The 18,283-nt window shown below is 31.5% G+C and carries 19 protein-coding genes; 7 read left to right on the top strand and 12 right to left on the bottom strand.

Annotated elements, in window-relative coordinates:
• Positions 1-135: 135 nt before the first annotated feature.
• From I0K12_RS05855 to I0K12_RS05825, 7 genes are all read right to left on the bottom strand, one after another.
• Positions 136-720, bottom strand: a complete 585-nt coding sequence (locus I0K12_RS05855; protein ID WP_196886115.1) for a hypothetical protein — start codon at positions 718-720, stop codon at positions 136-138.
• Positions 721-910: 190 nt separating this feature from the next.
• Positions 911-2,203 carry an NADH:ubiquinone reductase (Na(+)-transporting) subunit F gene (gene nqrF, locus I0K12_RS05850; protein WP_196886114.1) on the bottom strand — a complete coding sequence of 431 codons (1,293 nt, stop codon included), beginning with the start codon at positions 2,201-2,203 and terminating at the stop codon, positions 911-913.
• 17 nt (positions 2,204-2,220) lie between these two features.
• Positions 2,221-2,850, bottom strand: coding sequence for an NADH:ubiquinone reductase (Na(+)-transporting) subunit E (nqrE, locus tag I0K12_RS05845; protein ID WP_196886113.1), 630 nt, complete (start codon positions 2,848-2,850; stop codon positions 2,221-2,223).
• Positions 2,851-2,884: 34 nt separating this feature from the next.
• On the bottom strand, positions 2,885-3,601 hold the full coding sequence (locus I0K12_RS05840; protein ID WP_196886112.1) for an NADH:ubiquinone reductase (Na(+)-transporting) subunit D: 717 nt from the start codon (positions 3,599-3,601) through the stop codon (positions 2,885-2,887).
• A 2-nt stretch (positions 3,602-3,603) separates the two neighbouring features.
• Positions 3,604-4,314, bottom strand: a complete 711-nt coding sequence (nqrC, locus tag I0K12_RS05835) for an NADH:ubiquinone reductase (Na(+)-transporting) subunit C (protein ID WP_196886111.1) — start codon at positions 4,312-4,314, stop codon at positions 3,604-3,606.
• A gap of 3 nt (positions 4,315-4,317) precedes the next feature.
• Positions 4,318-5,475, bottom strand: coding sequence for an NADH:ubiquinone reductase (Na(+)-transporting) subunit B (locus I0K12_RS05830; protein WP_196886110.1), 1,158 nt, complete (start codon positions 5,473-5,475; stop codon positions 4,318-4,320).
• Positions 5,475-6,824 (bottom strand): Na(+)-translocating NADH-quinone reductase subunit A, encoded by a 1,350-nt coding sequence (locus I0K12_RS05825; RefSeq protein ID WP_196886145.1) that lies wholly within the window; start codon positions 6,822-6,824, stop codon positions 5,475-5,477. Before I0K12_RS05825 ends, I0K12_RS05830 begins: the two co-directional genes overlap by 1 nt.
• Positions 6,825-7,035: 211 nt before the next feature.
• On the opposite strand from I0K12_RS05825, the gene I0K12_RS05820 reads away from it, so the two are divergent.
• The 3 genes from I0K12_RS05820 to I0K12_RS05810 are packed head-to-tail and all read left to right on the top strand — an operon-like array spanning position 7,036 to position 9,807.
• Positions 7,036-8,298: a type IX secretion system plug protein domain-containing protein gene (locus tag I0K12_RS05820; protein ID WP_196886108.1), complete on the top strand. Its 1,263-nt coding sequence runs from the start codon at positions 7,036-7,038 to the stop codon at positions 8,296-8,298.
• Positions 8,299-8,347: 49 nt separating this feature from the next.
• Positions 8,348-8,734, top strand: a complete 387-nt coding sequence (gene apaG / locus I0K12_RS05815) for a Co2+/Mg2+ efflux protein ApaG (RefSeq protein WP_196886106.1) — start codon at positions 8,348-8,350, stop codon at positions 8,732-8,734.
• Positions 8,735-8,739: 5 nt separating this feature from the next.
• Positions 8,740-9,807 (top strand): DUF3667 domain-containing protein, encoded by a 1,068-nt coding sequence (locus I0K12_RS05810; protein ID WP_196886104.1) that lies wholly within the window; start codon positions 8,740-8,742, stop codon positions 9,805-9,807.
• 48 nt (positions 9,808-9,855) lie between these two features.
• On the opposite strand, the gene I0K12_RS05805 is transcribed toward I0K12_RS05810, so the two are convergent.
• From I0K12_RS05805 to I0K12_RS05795, 3 genes are read right to left on the bottom strand one after another with little or no spacing between them, the layout of a single operon-like run.
• Positions 9,856-10,584: a hypothetical protein gene (locus I0K12_RS05805; protein ID WP_196886102.1), complete on the bottom strand. Its 729-nt coding sequence runs from the start codon at positions 10,582-10,584 to the stop codon at positions 9,856-9,858.
• Positions 10,585-10,641: 57 nt separating this feature from the next.
• Positions 10,642-11,475 carry a dihydropteroate synthase gene (gene folP, locus I0K12_RS05800; protein WP_196886100.1) on the bottom strand — a complete coding sequence of 278 codons (834 nt, stop codon included), beginning with the start codon at positions 11,473-11,475 and terminating at the stop codon, positions 10,642-10,644.
• Positions 11,472-12,062 carry a TIGR00730 family Rossman fold protein gene (locus I0K12_RS05795; RefSeq protein ID WP_196886099.1) on the bottom strand — a complete coding sequence of 197 codons (591 nt, stop codon included), beginning with the start codon at positions 12,060-12,062 and terminating at the stop codon, positions 11,472-11,474. The genes folP and I0K12_RS05795 overlap by 4 nt, the downstream gene beginning before the upstream one ends.
• Positions 12,063-12,129: 67 nt before the next feature.
• Here I0K12_RS05795 and I0K12_RS05790 point away from each other — a divergent pair, with 67 nt between their 5' ends.
• From I0K12_RS05790 to I0K12_RS05780, 3 genes are all read left to right on the top strand, one after another.
• A complete protein-coding gene (locus I0K12_RS05790; protein WP_196886097.1) occupies positions 12,130-12,672 on the top strand; it encodes a DUF1599 domain-containing protein in 543 nt (180 codons plus the stop codon).
• 10 nt (positions 12,673-12,682) lie between these two features.
• A complete protein-coding gene (locus I0K12_RS05785) occupies positions 12,683-13,651 on the top strand; it encodes a BT_3928 family protein (RefSeq protein ID WP_196886095.1) in 969 nt (322 codons plus the stop codon).
• Positions 13,652-14,153: 502 nt separating this feature from the next.
• Positions 14,154-15,521, top strand: coding sequence for an alanine/glycine:cation symporter family protein (locus I0K12_RS05780; RefSeq protein ID WP_196886093.1), 1,368 nt, complete (start codon positions 14,154-14,156; stop codon positions 15,519-15,521).
• Between the two features lie 13 nt (positions 15,522-15,534).
• Here I0K12_RS05780 and I0K12_RS05775 read toward each other — a convergent pair whose 3' ends face one another.
• Positions 15,535-15,972 carry a hypothetical protein gene (locus tag I0K12_RS05775; RefSeq protein WP_196886091.1) on the bottom strand — a complete coding sequence of 146 codons (438 nt, stop codon included), beginning with the start codon at positions 15,970-15,972 and terminating at the stop codon, positions 15,535-15,537.
• Between the two features lie 279 nt (positions 15,973-16,251).
• Positions 16,252-17,097: a flagellar motor protein MotB gene (locus I0K12_RS05770; protein ID WP_196886089.1), complete on the bottom strand. Its 846-nt coding sequence runs from the start codon at positions 17,095-17,097 to the stop codon at positions 16,252-16,254.
• A 143-nt stretch (positions 17,098-17,240) separates the two neighbouring features.
• Here I0K12_RS05770 and I0K12_RS05765 point away from each other — a divergent pair, with 143 nt between their 5' ends.
• A complete protein-coding gene (locus tag I0K12_RS05765; RefSeq protein ID WP_196886087.1) occupies positions 17,241-18,245 on the top strand; it encodes an FAD:protein FMN transferase in 1,005 nt (334 codons plus the stop codon).
• Positions 18,246-18,283 lie beyond the last annotated feature (38 nt).

The following is an 18,283-nucleotide window of genomic DNA, read 5'->3' as shown; positions in this document are numbered from 1 at the left end:
TTAATCTTTTTTATTTCATCTTTATAACAACTCTTTACAAATCTAACATTTAAACATAAAAAAACCAGTATTTTTTAAAATACTGGTCTTAATTGCTATTTAAAACTAAAATATAATCTTTTGGAAAAAGATCTCTTAAAAAACTCCTGCTGCTTTTAATCTAGGATACACATCATATGCCCAATAACTCCAATAGTCATAGGCCGCAGAATCCCATGTGAAACCAACCTCCATGTGTGAAATCATATCTGGGTTACTTACTTGAAAAGTGATCATTTCTAAATCTTCATCAACAACTTCAATACTATGTTTCAAAATATGATCTTGAGCTTCAAAACAAAACTGTCTGTATTCAGGCTCAATACATAGCGTAACTCCAGTATCCATATTTCCTATTCTTGCATCAATTCTACGATGATTTGTATAGAACTCTTCGTTTTCCCATTTTTTGGTTTCCTCTGCGGTCAATTCAACTTTTTCACCATCAGACAACAATAACCACTTTTCCATTTGCTCTTGCATTGGATGTGTAAAATTGTCCGAATTTGGTCCATATTTTTTCAAATCATCATAAGATTCTAATACAAATTGAAGGCAAAATTGTTCTTTGTCATTAGATTGCTTTCCTATAAGTTCATAATCTGGATGAATTTTTAAAACTCTTAAAGTAATTGAATCGTTTTTCTTTGATTGTACTTGAATTTTGTACGCTGCTCCCATATTTATTTTTTTAAAATCGACTCAATTTATAAAAACAGTTTTTGTATTAAAAATTAATAATTTAAATATTACAAAGCTTTATAAAGTGTTAATTTTCTATAATTTACTTCATATAAATCTAGAAATAATCCAAAAAAAAATCTCGACCAAAATTGATCGAGATTTTTTACTATAAAAGAATTTAATTTTCTTATCCTCCGAAGTCATCAAAACGTACGTTTTCTGGTGGTACACCGAAATCGTCACACATCTTAACAACTGCGTTGTTCATCATAGGAGGTCCACAGAAATAGAATTCAATATCTTCCGGAGCATCATGCTTCGTTAAGTATTGATCGATTACTGCTTGGTGAACGAATCCTGTGAATCCATCTCCTTTAGTATCATTTACATCTGTTTTATTTACCCAATTATCTTCAGGTAATGGTTCAGAAAGTACTAAATAGAATTTAAAGTTAGGGAATTGCTTCTCTAATTGATAGAAGTGATCTAAGTAGAATAATTCACGCTTAGAACGTCCTCCGTACCAGTAAGTAACTTTTCTTCCTGTCTTTAATGTTTTGAATAAGTGGTATAAGTGAGAACGCATTGGTGCCATTCCAGCTCCTCCACCTACATATAACATTTCAGCATCAGATTCGTTGATAAAGAATTCTCCATAAGGTCCAGAAACTGTTACAGTATCACCTGGTTTTCTAGAGAAAATATAAGATGATGCAACCCCTGGGTTAACGTCCATCCATCCATTTTTGTTACGATCCCATGGCGGCGTAGCAATACGAACATTTAACATAATTCTTCTTCCTTCTGCAGGGTAAGAAGCCATTGAGTATGCACGTTCTACGTTTTCACCATTTTTCATTTTTAATGGCCATAATCCAAATTTATCCCACTCAACCTTAAATTTCTCCGGCTCTCCTGGGTGCTCTTCTGGATGTGCTGTAATATCGATATCTTTATAATCGATTTCACATTTAGGAATTTCAATCTGGATATATCCTCCAGCTTTATAATCCATATCTTCTGGTAACTCAACGATAAACTCTTTAATAAAAGATGCTACGTTGTAGTTAGAAACAACTTTTGCTTCCCATTTCTTAATTCCAAATACTTCTTCTGGAATTGTAATTTCCATGTCATTTTTCACTTTAACCTGACAAGCTAAACGAACTCCTCCAGCTAATTCTTTTCTAGTAAAGTGAGGTGTTTCTGTAGGAAGTGCTTCACCACCACCTTCTAAAACGTGACATTCACATTGTACACAAGAACCTCCACCACCACAAGCAGATGGTAAGAAAATCTTCTCATTTCCTAATGTATTTAATAGAGTAGATCCAGATGATACTTCGATCTCTCTTTCTCCATTTATCTTAATCTTCACAGGTCCAGAAGGAACAAGTTTTGATTTAGCATATAATAATACCATTACCAAAACTAAAATCACTCCTAAAAATGCTACGATACTTATTACTATTGTACTCATTTTTATTTTTTATTTAATTATAAAGTGATACCAGAAAAACTCATAAATCCAATAGCCATAAGACCAGTGATTATAAAAGTAATTCCTAATCCTTTTAATGGTTCTGGAACATTTGAATAGGTAATTTTCTCACGAATAGCAGCAATTGCAACAATTGCTAAAAACCATCCAATTCCTGATCCTAAACCAAAGCTGAATGATTCTGCAATGTTTGAGAAATCTTTTTGTTGCATGAATAATGATCCTCCTAAGATCGCACAGTTTACTGCGATAAGTGGTAAGAAAATACCTAAAGCATTGTAAAGTGCTGGAGCGAACTTCTCAACAACCATTTCTACTAATTGTACCATTGATGCAATTACAGCAATAAACATGATAAAACTTAAGAAACTTAAGTCAATTTCATCTTTACTTCCTACTCCATATGCTGGATTCAACCAAGATAAAGCTCCTGGTTTTAATACGTATTCGTTCAACAAGTAGTTGATAGGTACTGTAATCGATAATACGAAAATTACGGCAGCTCCCATACCTGCAGAAGTCTTAACGGTTTTAGATACCGCCAAGTATGAACACATTCCTAAGAAGTATGCAAAGATCATATTGTCTATGAAGATACTTCTTATAAAAATATTTACTAATTCCATAGTGTTGTCCTTTTAATAATTAATTGTTGACGGCTTATTTCTCGATTAATTTTCTGTTCTTGTAACGTTGAGCCCAGATAATAATACCTACTGTAATTAAAGCCATTGGCGATAATAACATGAATCCATTATTTTGGTATCCTAATGCATATAAACCAGTAGACATATCTAATAATTGTGCAGCTGCTTCATCAAGACCAACAGCATCAATAGGCATATGTTTACCTTTATGTCCTAGAACTTCTTCTCCAAATAATTTTCCTGACCCTAATAACTCTCTAAAGAAAGCAACTAAGATTAAGATGAATCCATATCCAGCAGCATTTCCGATTCCATCTAAGAAAGCTCTCCATGGTCCATTTCCTAAGGCGAATGCCTCAAGACGTCCCATTACGATACAGTTTGTAATAATTAATCCTACGAATACAGATAACTCTTTACTTACATCATAAGCATAAGCTTTTAACACCTGATCTACGATAATTACTAAAGACGCAACAATTAATAATTGTACGATAATACGAATACGGCTTGGAATTAAGTTACGTAATAAAGATACTGTAACATTACTTGCACAAACTACGAACAATACTGCGATTGCCATTACTACAGCAGGTTTTAACTGAACTGTAATTGCCAACGCCGAACAAATTCCTAATACCTGAACGGTAATCGGGTTGTTATCATTTAATGGATCAGATAACAATGCTCTGTTTTTCTTTGAAAACAATGGTTCTTTTTCTTCTGCCATGATTAGTATTGTTTAAAATATGGTAAATAATGTTCTAACCTTTCTGCAACCATTTCTGAAAGTTTATCAGAAGTAATTGTTCCTCCAGAAATTCCGTCTACTCCGTGTTTATCTCCCATTGGAGCACCACCTTTAACAGTTTTTACAGAAACGAAGTTGTTTGTTGTATAATCTCCGTTAGGTTCTTTTAAGATTTGTTTTCCTATAAATTGATTTTGAAAAACATCCGTTGCTATTTCAGCTCCTAATCCAGGTGTTTCTCCTTTATGATCAAATACTGCTCCTACAATTGTATTTCTATCTCCTTGTAAGGCAATGTATCCCCAAATGTCATCCCAAAGACCTTTTCCAAATAAAGGAACGATGTAATATTTCTTTCCATCCTTCTCAGCAATATAAATAGGATATCTTTGAACCTCTGGATCCTTTTTGATTTCTTTCTTTAAATCAATATTAAAAGCTTTAACTTCTTTATCTATGCTTCCATCCTTCTTTAAAGAATATTCTTTAATATATTTCTTATAATCAGCTTCTGCATGATCTCTATCAACCTTCACTCCGATTGTTGATAAAATATTTTGCATTTTCTCATTTCTTACGTTTGCATCTTGCATTGGCTTTAAAGCTGTAGCTAAAAAAGCCAAAATAGAAGCAATCACAACAACCATGATAATTGCAAACAAAAACGTATATGAATTACTATTTCTATCCATGATTTATGCTGCTTTTAAATTTTCTTCTAATCTTTTCTTTCTACGTTTGATGTTTCCAGCAATTACGTAGTGGTCAATTGTTGGTGCAAAAACGTTCATTAATAAAATAGCCATCATCATTCCTTCTGGATAAGCTCCATTGAATACACGGATCATGATTGCTAATAAACCGATGAAGAATCCATAAATCCATTTTCCTTTTGCTGTTTGTGCAGCAGAAACTGGATCTGTAGCCATAAATACAACTCCAAAAGCAAATCCTCCAACTAATAAGTGTTGCCACCAAGGGAAATCCATTAAAGCATTAACTCCAATAGCATTGAAGATTAATCCCATTACAGCTCCACCAATTGTAGCTCCTACCATTACTCTCCAACTAGCAACACCAGTGAATAATAATAAAGCAGCTCCGATAAGAATCATTAATACTGAAGTCTCACCAACAGAACCTGGAATATATCCCATAAACATATCTAAAACAGAATATCCTGCACTATTTCCAGCAGCTAAAGAACCTAAGATTGTCTCTCCAGTTACACCATCAACTCCTGCATCTGTTACCCAAACCTTATCTCCTGACATAAATGGAGCATAAGAGAAGAATGCGAATGCACGAGCAACTAATGCTGGATTTAAGATATTCATTCCTGTTCCTCCAAATGCTTCTTTACCAATAATTACAGCGAAAGCAACAGAAACTGCTAACATCCATAATGGTAAATCAATTGGCATAATAAGAGGAATTAACATTCCTGATACTAAGTAACCTTCATTTACTTCGTGTCCACGATAAATAGCGAAAGCAAACTCAATAGTTAAACCTACAATATAAGATACAATTACCATTGGTAAGAACTTTAAAGCTCCATATCCTAATAATTCCATCATTCCAGGCATGTTGTTTGGATCTAATTGATTGTAGTATTGGTAACCAACATTCCACATACCAAAGATCAATGCTGGAATTAACGCAGCAACAACTGTAATCATTACACGCTTCAAATCTACACCATCACGAACGTGAGCTCCTGTTTTAGTAGTGTGATTTGGAACGAAAAGAAGAGTATCAAATCCATTAAATGCTGGACCAAACTTTTCATATTTTCCTCCTTTATCAAAAAGAGGTTTATATTTATCTAGTGTTTTTCTAAAAAAATTCATTATCCAACTTCTTTAATCATTATATCTAAAGCTTCACGGATGATTTTTTGTGCCTCAATTTTAGAAGTATTCGTAAAATCGATTAAGGCAAAATCTTCTGGGGCAACTTCGTAAATACCTAAATTTTCCATTTTTTCAATATCTCCAATCATTGCAGCTTTTAATAATTGCATTGGGTAGATATCGATTGGCATTACTTTTTCCATTTCTCCAGTCACTACTAAAGCACGCTCTTCACCATTAAGGTTAGTATCTAAAACATATTCTTTATTTGGAGATAACCAAGAGAAGAATAATTTAGACATACTAAATTTAGTATTATTTGTAAACGGTACCCATCCCATGAAGTTATAATAGTTTCCTTCAGGAATTACAGAAATTAGATTGTCATAGAATCCGAAATATCCATCTTTTCCGATAGAAGTTCCAGTTAATACATCACCACTAATTACACGAACATTATCAGAAGAAAGTTTTCCTTTTAATAATTCAGCAACATTCTCACCTTGAGTGATTTTGTGGTATCTTGGTACATCTACTTCAGAACCTGCTAAAGCCATAGTTCTTGTAGCATCGTACTTACCTGTTAAGAACAGTCTTCCAATTACAACAACATCTTGTGGTGCAATTGTCCATACACGCTCTCCTTGGTTAATTGGGTTGATTTTGTGAATCTGTACCCCAACGTTTCCAGCTGGATGCTTTCCTGTTACATTATGTAATGTAACTCCTTGCACATTATTTAAAAATGATGTTGAATTACCGTCAACTGATAAATGAACATTACCAGTAGTTAATTTTGTAAGCGCATTAATTCCAGCTTGAAATGCTTCTTTCTCCTCTTCTAAAACAAAAGAGTTATCTGCAGCTAATGGTGCAGTATTAATTCCTGAAATAAAAATTGCTTTTGGCTCGTCAGCTGGATTCGCAACAATGTCATACGGACGTTGCTTGATAAATGGCCAGCATCCTCCCTCTAGCAAGTACTCTTTTACTTCAGCAGTTGAAAGATTAGATGGATTTTTTGTACCAAAATCGTGGTACTCGTTTTTAGCATCTGAAGTGATTTTCACCGCTAAAATCTTACGCTTAGCACCTCTTTCTACTTCCGAAATTACTCCACTTACAGGTGATAAGAATTTAATTTTGTCGTTACTTTTTGAGAAAAATAACGGACTACCTGCTTTTACTTTATCACCAACTTTGACAGTAAGTTTTGGAACAACTCCCTGAATGTCTGTTGGTTTAATTGCGAAGTCCTTCGAACGTGGTGCGTCTGAAATTACTTTTTCAGCCTTTCCTTTCAGCTTAATATCTAAGCCTTTTCTGATTCGAATGTCTTGTGACATATTTATATTTGAATTAATTGTCTTTAAAAACCACGCAAATTTATACATTTTCAATTTTTTATATCAATTTTTAACCTCTTTTATCCATAGCAAAATCATTATTTATAATAATTCTAAATAGTAATTAATAACTTTTTGCATAAGATTTTAGTAATTTTACGTTTGATATATAATAGTACTACTTCATTTCTAACTAAAAAATTAAAATTATATGCGTTCTATAAAAATTTTATGTTTTGGAATTATCTTTTTATTTTTCAACACTTTACAGTCACAAGAACTATTAGATACTCCTTTACCAGAAAATATCAGAACGGTAATTTTACGTTCGATGTCTACGAATCAATATACTCCAATTATCAAATTAGGAGAAAAAATCAGACTTTCGTTTGATGATCTTGAAGCAGATAGCAAGGATTATTATTATAAAATTACACACTGTGATTTTAATTGGGAACCTTCAAATATTTCTACAACAGAATATCTTGATGGTTACACGGAAGATAGAATCAGAAACTTCGAAATTTCATTCAACACTTACCAAGATTACACACATTATCAACTGACAATTCCAAACAATAATATGATTTTATTGATCAGCGGAAATTATGTGATTACGGTTATGGATGAAGATGAAAATCCACTTTTCGAAAAACGTTTTATTGTTTATGAACCAAGAGTAAATGTCGGAGTTTCAGTTTATAAATCTAGAGATGTGAAGTATATCGATTCAAAACAAAATATACAATTCACAATTAATCATCCTGGGTTTAATGTAAACAATCCAAACATTGAAATCAAAACAATGATTCTTCAAAATGATGATTGGAACACTGCCATTAAAAATTTAAAACCACAATATTATAGAGGAAGTCAATTGATATATAAATACGGTAAAGAATCTACCTTTTGGGCAAATAATGAATTTCTTTGGTTTGACTCAAAGCAAATTAGAATTGGAACTTCAAATATCCATCGTTCTTTACGAGGTGAGCATGATATTTTTAACACCTATTTATATGTGGATAAAGAAAGAAAATTTCAACCTTATACTTATTATCCGGGAATTCATGGAAATTTTGTAATTCGAACTCTTGATGGTGAAGACCCAAGAATTGAAGCAGATTATTCTATCGTTCATTTTTATTTAGACACTGATGGAGAATTAGATCCAAATAAAAGAATTTATGTAAGTGGAGCTTTCAATGATTGGAAGCATAATTATGTAAATCAGATGGAATTTAATGCTGAATCTGGTTTATATGAACTAAAAATGGAGATGAAACAAGGGTTTTATAACTATAGATATAGTGTAATTGATGATAACGGACTTATCAATAATTGTGAAATTGATGGTTCTTTCTATCAAACAAATAATTTATATCGTGTTTTAGTATATTATCAACAACTTGGAAGTAGATATACGAAAGTGATTGGTATGGGACTTACAAATTCTGAAACTTTTCAAAATTAGTTAAACCTAAAATCCTTATCTTTGAACTGAATTTGTGTTCTAACAAGCTATGGTTTTTCAAGTTACAAATGGTATAAAAATATCTGTCAAGACAGAGTTTGAAAGTACAGTTTATAGAAATTATAAATTGCACTATGTTTTTTCGTACCGTTTAAGTATTGAAAATCAAAGCAATGACACAGTTCAGTTGCTAAGAAGAAATTGGACCATTTTTGATTCATTAAATGAAGTTGAAGAAGTATCTGGAGAAGGTGTGATCGGGGAAAAACCAATTTTGAAACCTAAAGAAAAGTTCACTTATAAATCTCACTGTATTTTGACTTCAAAAATTGGAGCGATGAAGGGACATTATGAGATGATTAATTTTACAACTACACAAAAATTTAATGTCAACATCCCAACTTTTCAATTGATAGTCAAAGGAGCTATTAACTAATTTTAATGAAACGAAAGATTAATTTCCGTCGAACGAAACTAAAATTCCCAAATCTTAAAGATAAAATTTCAAAACCTAATTTTAAATTCCCTAAAAAGAAGAAGAAAAAAAAGGTAATCGAAACTCATTGTCTAAATTGTGGTCATCCACTTCGACCTGATGATCATTATTGTGCTAATTGTGGGCAAAAAAATATTGAGAGTAAACTTAAATTCAAACGTTTAATTTTTGAATTTTTAGGAAGTATCATTGCTTATGATTCTAAACTTTGGAAATCTCTTTATTTATTAATTACAAAACCAGGACAAATCACTAGAGATTATGTTTCTGGAAAAAGAGCTCGATTTGTAAATCCTTATAAGTTTTATTTCAGTATCAGTATTGTTTATTTTATTATTATCAGCTTTGTACAATACGAAACTTTAGATCAATTAAAACTAAATAAAGATATAGTCAATAATGAAAAACAAGATTCTTTAGGAAAGAAAAAAGAATTTCATTTCAACAAAGAAGATGCTGAATACCAAAATGATCAGTGGCATATGAAAATGTTTTATGATTATGGTAGATCACACCCAGATTTGACAGTAGATCAAGCTTTAGATAGCTTAAATATTAAGCACACTAGATTTAATAGCTTTTTATATAATAAGTCAAAGGATTTTTACAATATCACACAAGGAAGAAATATAGATTCTCTGATTAAAAAGTTCATTTCCTTTGCTTCGATTTTCCTATTTTTTATGCTACCATTTTTCGCATTGTTCTTAAAAATATTCTATTATCGAAACGGAAGATATTACATGGAACACTTAGTTTTTGCTTTCCATACACAAACGATGTTATTTCTGACTTTAATCTTTTTCGGGATTATAGAACTTATCACTATGTGGAGCGCTGGAGTTTATGCATTTTTAATCTTCTTGGTATATCTTTTTATTGCAATGAAAAAATATTACCAACAAGGATTTTTCAAAACATTCGCAAAATTCTTGTTACTAAACAGTATTTACATGTTTTTAGCGACTATAGGATCTGTATTTTTAGTATTTATCTCTTTCCTATTTTTCTAAAAACAAACAACATATCATATAAAAAAAGCACCTTTACGGTGCTTTTCATTATTCTAAAATATATTCTGTATCATTAATTTCTACTCCTACTTTTTTCAGTTTATCGGTTTGTGCTTTGATGTCTAAATAATCACCGTAAGAAACATTTTCATCAAAAAATAGAGATATTTGTATCTTCTTGTTTGTATTATTTTTTTCAATTTCAGTTTCAATACTATTTTTAAAATCTTCTTTAGCAATCGATTTACGATCTAAAGTAATTCCCTTTTTTTGAATTAAAACTGGTATTGCATAGAAACTAGAATCCAACCTTGTATTTACTAAATCTTCAAAAGAATTTTTAGTGTTTGTATATTTTGTATTGGTGAAATTTAAAAAACTTAATTTATTATCTACAGAATTCGCATAACTGAAATAATTTCCAACGCTATCTTTTACTTCATGCATTCCTTCTTCGAAATGCTTTATTTTATATTTTTCTAAATCTGAAAAAATTTGTTTTAAAGTAAAACGTTTGTCAATGTTGAAAACCCAGTTTGTAGATTTTATTAAATTATTTTTATTCAATTTCACCACAGTATCTTGTTCTTTTTGCTCAAAGAAAAACCAGATTTGTGAGTGGTTTAAAATTTCTTCTTGTCCTTTCTCTGCAATTAAAGGAAGTTTGATTTCTTTTTTAGAACAACTTGCAAAAAGTACAGCAAGAATTAAAAACTTAAAAGTTCCCCTCTTGAGAGGGGTTAGGGGTGTGTTTTTGATTTTATTTAAAAATCTCATAGGTCTTATTTTTATAAAATAGACACACTTTACAAAAGTGCGTCAGATTAATTCTTATTAATTATGTTGATTATATAATTCCCAAATTTTAATAGTCTCTACAGCTTCTTTCACATCATGAACTCTCAAAATTGAGGCTCCATTTTCTAAAGCCAAGGTATTTGCAACTGTTGTAGCATTCAATGCAGTTTGTGCAGTTTCACCTAGTGGTTTATACAACATCGATTTTCTAGAAACTCCAACCAATAATGGTAATTCGAAAGAATCGAACAATCGCATTTTTTTCAATAATTCATAATTATGCGCTATTGTTTTCCCGAAACCAAAACCTACATCCAAAATGATATCATTCACTCCTTTTCCATGAGCTCTATTTACTTTTTCAGAAAAATAAAAAGTAATTTCTTTAATCATATTTTCATAAGTCGGATCTTTTTGCATTGTTTGTGGCGTTCCTTTCATGTGCATTAAAATATATGGCGCATCATATTTTGCAACAACATCCAACATCTCATCATCCATTGCTCCTCCAGAAATATCGTTGATAATCGCTGCTCCAGCTTCCAAACAAGCTTCTGCAACTCTACTACGGAAAGTATCTATCGAAATAATAATTTCAGGAAATTCTTTTACTAAAAGTTCTACTATTGGAACTATTCGATTCAATTCTTCTTCTTCAGAAATATGTTTTGCGTTCGGACGAGAGGAATAAGCTCCAATATCAATAATTGTTGCTCCTTCATCCAACATTTTTTTCACTTGCGAAAGAACTCCTTCTTCATCTTTATATTTTCCTCCATCATAAAAAGAATCTGGAGTTAAATTCAGAATTCCCATCACAACTGGAGAATTCAAATCGATTAATTTTCCTTTACAATTTATGCTTCTCATTTTTCTTTTCTTACAGCAGTATCAATTACTTTACTAACTTTTTCAGCTTTATAAGCATACATTTTTTCAATTAAATCCTCCAAAGAATCGCTTACTAAAACCATATCTCTGTTTTGCTGACGAAGAAATCCTTCTTTCACCATTAAATCTAATTGTTCTAACATTGAATCATAAAATCCGTTTGTATTTAAAAATCCAACAGGTTTTTCTTCAATTCCTAATTGTCCTAGAGTCAAAGCTTCAAAAATTTCATCTAAAGTTCCAAAACCTCCAGCAAGTGCAATATATCCATCTACCAATTTACTCATTTCGATTTTACGTTGACTCATCGTTTTAGTGACAATAATTTCCGAAACTTTATCATGAATAATCTCTTCATGACGCAACATTTCTGGAATTACTCCAATCGTATGCCCATTATTTTCATGAACTGCATCTGCAACAGTCCCCATCAAACCGATTTTTCCTCCACCATATACTAAACCAATATCATTTTTTGCAAAATAATTTCCTACTTCCTTTGCAACATCCGTATAAACACTGTTAAAACCTTGGCTAGCTCCACAAAATACTGCTATCTTCTTCATTTATGAAAAACTTATATTTTTATAATCCTTAAATTTGTCCGAAATTTACGGAAATAATTAAAGCTATATGCAAAATACATCAGAACAATACGATAAAGTAATCGAAAAATGTAGATCATTATTTATTAATAAAATGTCTGATTATGGAAGTGCTTGGAGAATTTTGAGACTTCCTTCTCTGACGGATCAAATTTTTATCAAGGCGCAAAGAATTCGACAATTACAAGAAAGTGATGTTCGAAAAGTAGATGAAGGGGAAGTAAGCGAGTTTATCGGAATTATTAATTATTCTGTGATGGCTTTAATTCAGTATGAAAAAGGATTTGCAAATGCTCCTGACTTAAATACAGAAGAAGCAACAGAATTGTATGACAAGCACATCAAAATCACAAAAGAATTAATGGAAAACAAAAATCACGACTACGGAGAAGCTTGGCGTGATATGCGTATTAGTTCACTTACGGATTTGATTCTACAAAAGCTTTTAAGAGTAAAACAAATAGAAGACAACAAAGGAAAAACAATCGTTTCTGAAGGAATTGATGCCAATTATCAAGACATGATAAACTATTCTGTTTTTGCTTTAATATTACACGAAGAAAATAAATAATCTATAAAACATGAAAATACTAGTACATTTATCAAGACTCTTAGTAGGAGTTATTTTTATCTATTCTGGATTTGTAAAATTGGTAGACCCACTTGGTTCTGCATATAAATTCCAAGAATATTTTAGCGAAGACGTTTTAAATTTAGAATTCTTAATTCCTTACGCACTACCTTTTGCCATTTTTATGGTTGTAGCAGAGTTCGTTCTTGGTATTATGTTACTAGTCGGTTTTCTTCGAAAATTTACTGTTTGGAGTTTATTCCTGATGATGGTCGTTTTCCTTTTCCTAACTTGGTATTCCTATACTTACGACAAGGTTACCGATTGTGGATGTTTTGGAGATGCGATCAAACTTACTACGGGAGAAACTTTCTATAAAAATGTAATTTTAATAGTCTTCAACCTTATTTTGGTTATTGGTGTCAAACATATCAAACCAGTTTTCAGTAAAGGTTTTGCAGGAATCGTTACGCTTCTAGCGCTTGTTGGTTCTCTTTTCGTAACATCTCACGTATTAAATCATTTACCAATCGTAGATTTTAGAGCATATTCTATCGGAACAAATATTCCTGAAGACATGGAATATAAACCAGGTTCGGATGAAGAGCCCCCAATTCACGATTTCTCACTAGAAACAGAAGATGAGGATTTAACGGAAACAATTTTAGCTCAAGACAAAGTACTTCTAATTGTTTCTTATGACATCTACAAAAGTGATTTCGAAGGTTTCGACGCTATCAAACCTATCGCAGACGAAGCAATCAAAAAAGGATATCATGTTTACGGACTTTCTGCAAGTACAACAGAAGACACAAACATGATCAAAGAAGATTACGAACTACCTTTTAATTTCCTATTCGCAGACGAAACAATGCTAAAAACAATGATTCGTTCGAACCCAGGAATCGTAGAATTACACAAAGGAACTATTGTTGGAAAATGGGCTTGGCGAGATGCTGGCGATGTTTTCAAAAAATAAACAACAACTCAAAATATTAGAAAAGGCTACAGATTTGTAGCCTTTTTTTTATTTACTAGTTCCCCACTTGAGAGGTGTGTTATTAATCTAAATACGGTTGCTAGCAAGAGTTTATATCTCATCATATTCTTCAAAATCTATAATAAAAAACCTGACGCACTTATGTAAAGTGTGTCCAGTGTCATCGCTGGTGCGAGTTTGAAACTCGTGACCACACTATAAAAACAAAAATTATTTGGGCGAAACCTTACAGGTCGGGCTTTCCGTTTCAAGTTTTCTTTTTCAAAAAAAGTTCACTAGGCAAGCCGTGGGCTTCTTAGGTCGCCTCCGTTTGCCAAGTTCCACTAATTTTTGAAAAAGAAAAGCTTTTCACTACAATCCCTTTCGCAAAAAACAATTACAACAATTTCATTTTCAATTTTCAAACAACAAACCCACAGCTATCATATTTTTCCCTAACTTTAAAAGAAGTAACTCTTAAAAACAATAAAAAACAGTTTTTATGTTAGATTCTTTTCAAGATTTCGCAAAGGCTTTCAGTTCGTGGATTTGGGATTGGCCACTTTTAGTTTTACTAGTAGGTGGTGGACTTTTTCTTTTATTTTATTCCAAATTCATTCCTTTCAAATATCTAAAACACGCTATTCATGTCATTCAAGGGAAATACGACAAAAAGGAAGATCACGGAGAATTAAGCCACTTCGAAGCACTTTCTTCTGCAATTGCAGCAACAGTAGGTCTTGGAAATATTAGTGGAGTAGCAATTGCAATTGTAACTGGAGGACCTGGAGCAATATTCTGGATGTGGATGAGCGCCATTGTCGGAATGGCAACCAAATTTTTCACTTGTACACTTTCCGTAATGTATAGGAAAGATTTAGATGAAGAAAACACACTTGCTGGCCCAATGTATGTAATCACAGAAGGTTTGGGCAAAAAATGGAAACCACTTGCAATCTTCTTTTCTTTGGTTGGATTAATTGGAGTAACGCCAGCTTTTCAAGCAAATCAACTTACTGCAACATTCATTGAAGTTTTAGGAACAAAACCAGAAAATCAATTCATCACAAAATTAATCATCGGTTGTTTAATCGCTGTTTTGGTTGGAATTGTAATTTTTGGAGGATTAAAAAGAATCGGAAAAGTAACTTCCAAACTAGTTCCTTTTATGGTGATTTTCTATATGATTTCTGTTTTCATCATTCTTGGGGTAAATTATGACAAAATTCCAGCAATTTTCAACAGTATTTTTTCAAATGCTTTCACAGCAAATGCTGCTATTGGTGGTGGACTGGGATATATCATCAAAACTGGAGTAAAAAGAGCTGCTTTTTCTAATGAAGCAGGAATCGGAACTGCGCCAATGATGCACGGACACGCAAAAACCAAAGAACCAATTCGTGAAGGTTTGGTTGCTATGCTCGGACCTTTTATTGATACGATCGTTGTTTGTTCACTTACTGCTTTTATGATACTTTCTACAGGTGTTGCCGACATTACAGATGCAAACGGAGTTTCTCTAACCTTAAGTGCTTTCAAATCTGTTTTTCCAAATGCAATTTCTGAAATTCTTCTCCTGATTGCTGTGCTTATTTTCTCTCTTTCAACAATGTTTACTTTCTCTTATTACGGCGATACTTGTTTAGGTTTTCTTACCAAACCAAAATATGGTCATTATTATAGATATTTCTATGTAGCAATTATCATCGTAGCTTCTATTGTAACCTTAGATGTTATTGTAAATATCGTAGATAGTTTCTTTGCAATGATGGCAATTCCAACCGTAATTTCTACAGTGCTTCTAGCTCCAAAAGTCCGAAAAGCTGCGGATATTTATTTTAAGAAATTGAAGGAAGGGAAATTTGGGTGAAAATTGATTTTTATTATTGAATAGAATTTGTTTGATCATTTATAGGGTTTCCAAATAATGCAATTAAATGATTAGTTGTCCAATTATTTATTTCATAGGTATATAAATAGAGACCTTCAAAATCACAATCATCATTGATATATTCTATAAAAACAGTTTTTTCATCATTAAGTAAAGTTTCTTTTTCAATATAGCTACACACCATTATTGTTGGACTTTTATTGATATAATTCTTAAAAGCTATTAATGGAAAAACACAAAAAAGAAATAGGACAGGATTTAAAAATAAGAGGTAATAGTTTTTCTTTTTTTTAGTTCTATAAATTATATAAACATGAATCAGTAAAAGTAAAATAGGGATGCTATTTAAAAGGATATTTGAACCAAAAGTAAAGAACCAAAATACTAACCAACAAAAAATAATAAAGACTATCTGAAATACTTTTTTCATTTGAATTTTATTTTCATAACGAAGGTTTTTTATTTTTCTTATAAATTGATAATTCCAATTTCTTAAAACAAAAAAAATCAAAGGAAAAATTCATTCGCTTTCAAACGAAAATTCTCATTTTTCAAAAAAAGATTTTAGCTAAACTTTAAAAATAAAAAAAGTGAATTTATGAAATTCACATGTAGTAACTTGCAATTTTAAAATAAGAAAAAACAACCCTAAAAAGATGTTTTTTTTAGAAAAGATAAATTGTACTCTTTAGGGTAGTTTTATAAAAAATTATTTTTTCTCTAATAATTCAAAGAATTGGTCGAATTTAGGTAGAATAACGATTTTTGTTCTTCTATTCTTAGCTCTTCCATCAGCAGTATCATTAGAAGCAACTGGGTGGTATTTACCTCTACCAGCAGCAATCATTCTTTCTGGATCTACTTTGTATTTATCTTCTAAAATACGCACTACAGAAGTTGCACGTTTTACAGATAAATCCCAGTTATCCACTAATACTCCTTGTTTACCAGCATATGATCTAGAATCCGCGAATCCTTCCACCATAATTTCGATATCTGGCTTATCATTAACTACTTTTGCTACTTTTCCTAATACTTCGATACCTTTTTTGTTTAAAGTATATCCTGCCGTACGGAATAATAACTTATCAGATAATGAAATAAAAACTGCTCCTCCTTCAACTTCAATTTGAATATCTTCATCATTAACATCTCCAAGAGCTCCTTTTAAATTAAGAACTAATTGTAAATTCAATGAATCTTTACGAGCAATCGCATCTTGTAAATTTCTGATGTAACCATCTTGATTCTCGATCTTCTCTAAAGATCTTTTCACATTCTCTGCTTCTCTTTTAGAAAGCACAGAAAGTTCAGTCAAACTGCTTAGCATTTGAGTATTATTCTCTTTAAGATATTCTACTCTTTCTGCTAATTCTTGATTTTCTTTACCCACCTTGTCTTTATCAATCAAACATTTTTCAAGGTTAGCCTTTGCAGTCGTTAATTGCTCCTTATTTTGGTTGTTTTCCTCTTGTAACGCCGAGTACTTTTTACTTGAAACGCAAGAAGTAAGAGCTAATGACGAAACTGCAGTTAGGATAAGTAGTTTTCTCATATTTCAAAAATTTAATATTGTCCAAATTTATAAAATATTAATACCTAAATTAATGAAACTAACCACTTTTAAGATTAATTTATGATTAATTATCATGTATCTTTGCAAAATGTTAAAGAACTAAAATTTAAACAAATCAAAAGATGAAAAAATATATATTTTACATACTAATTTTCACTGTTTTCGCTTGTTCACAAGAAAAAAAGCAAGAAGCAATCACATTAAATGGAAATGCTTTAGGAACAACATTCAATATAAAGTATTTTGACACAGATAATGTTAACTATTTGAAAAAAGTGGATAGCATTATTAATGCAGTAAACAGATCTCTTTCAACTTATCATAAGGATTCTGATATTTCGAAGATAAACCGTGGTGATTCTACTATCGTTGTAGATGAATTATTTTTAGAAAACATCGAAAAATCAAGAAAAATTCACATGAAAACTAATGGTTTTTTCGACCCAACTATTGGTATTTTAGTTAATGCTTGGGGATTTGGTCCTGAAATGAAAATCGATGATTTAGACTCAACAAAAGTTGCTGATTTATTAAAATATGTTGGTTTTGAAAAAATTCAAATAAAAAACGGAAAGGTAATCAAAGAATCAGAAGAAATTTATTTAGATTTTAATTCAATTGCCAAAGGATATACAATTGATTTAATCGGAAGGTATTTGGAAACAAAAGGAATCAATGATTATTTGGTAGAACTTGGAGGAGAAGTAAGAGCAAGAGGAAAAAACTTAGACAAAGGTGCACTTTGGTCTATAGCCATTGAAGATCCAAATACGGATGGAACTAGAAGTTTCACAAAATTTGTAAAATTAAACAACGAATCTATGGCAACTTCTGGAAATTATAGAAAGTTTAAGAAAAACAAAAACGGAGAAAAATTCGTTCATACTGTGAACCCAAAAACAGGATTTGCTTATGAAAGTGATTTGATCAGTGCAACAGTAATTTCTGAAATAGATTGTGCGGATGTAGATGCTTATGCAACTGCTTTTATGGCGATGGGGCTAGAAAATACTAAAGAATTTTTAAAAAATAATCCAGAAATAAAAGCTTTTTTGATTTATGTAGATGAGAACGAAAACTTAACAAATTTCACTTCTCCTACTTTAAAAATTCATGAAATAAAATAATCTTATTTAAAATTAAAGAGCAGCGAATTTGCTGCTCT

The sequence above is a fragment of the Aureivirga sp. CE67 genome, assembly GCF_015767245.1.
Lineage (GTDB): Bacteria > Bacteroidota > Bacteroidia > Flavobacteriales > Flavobacteriaceae > Aureivirga.
This window is presented reverse-complemented; position numbering and strand designations above follow the sequence as displayed.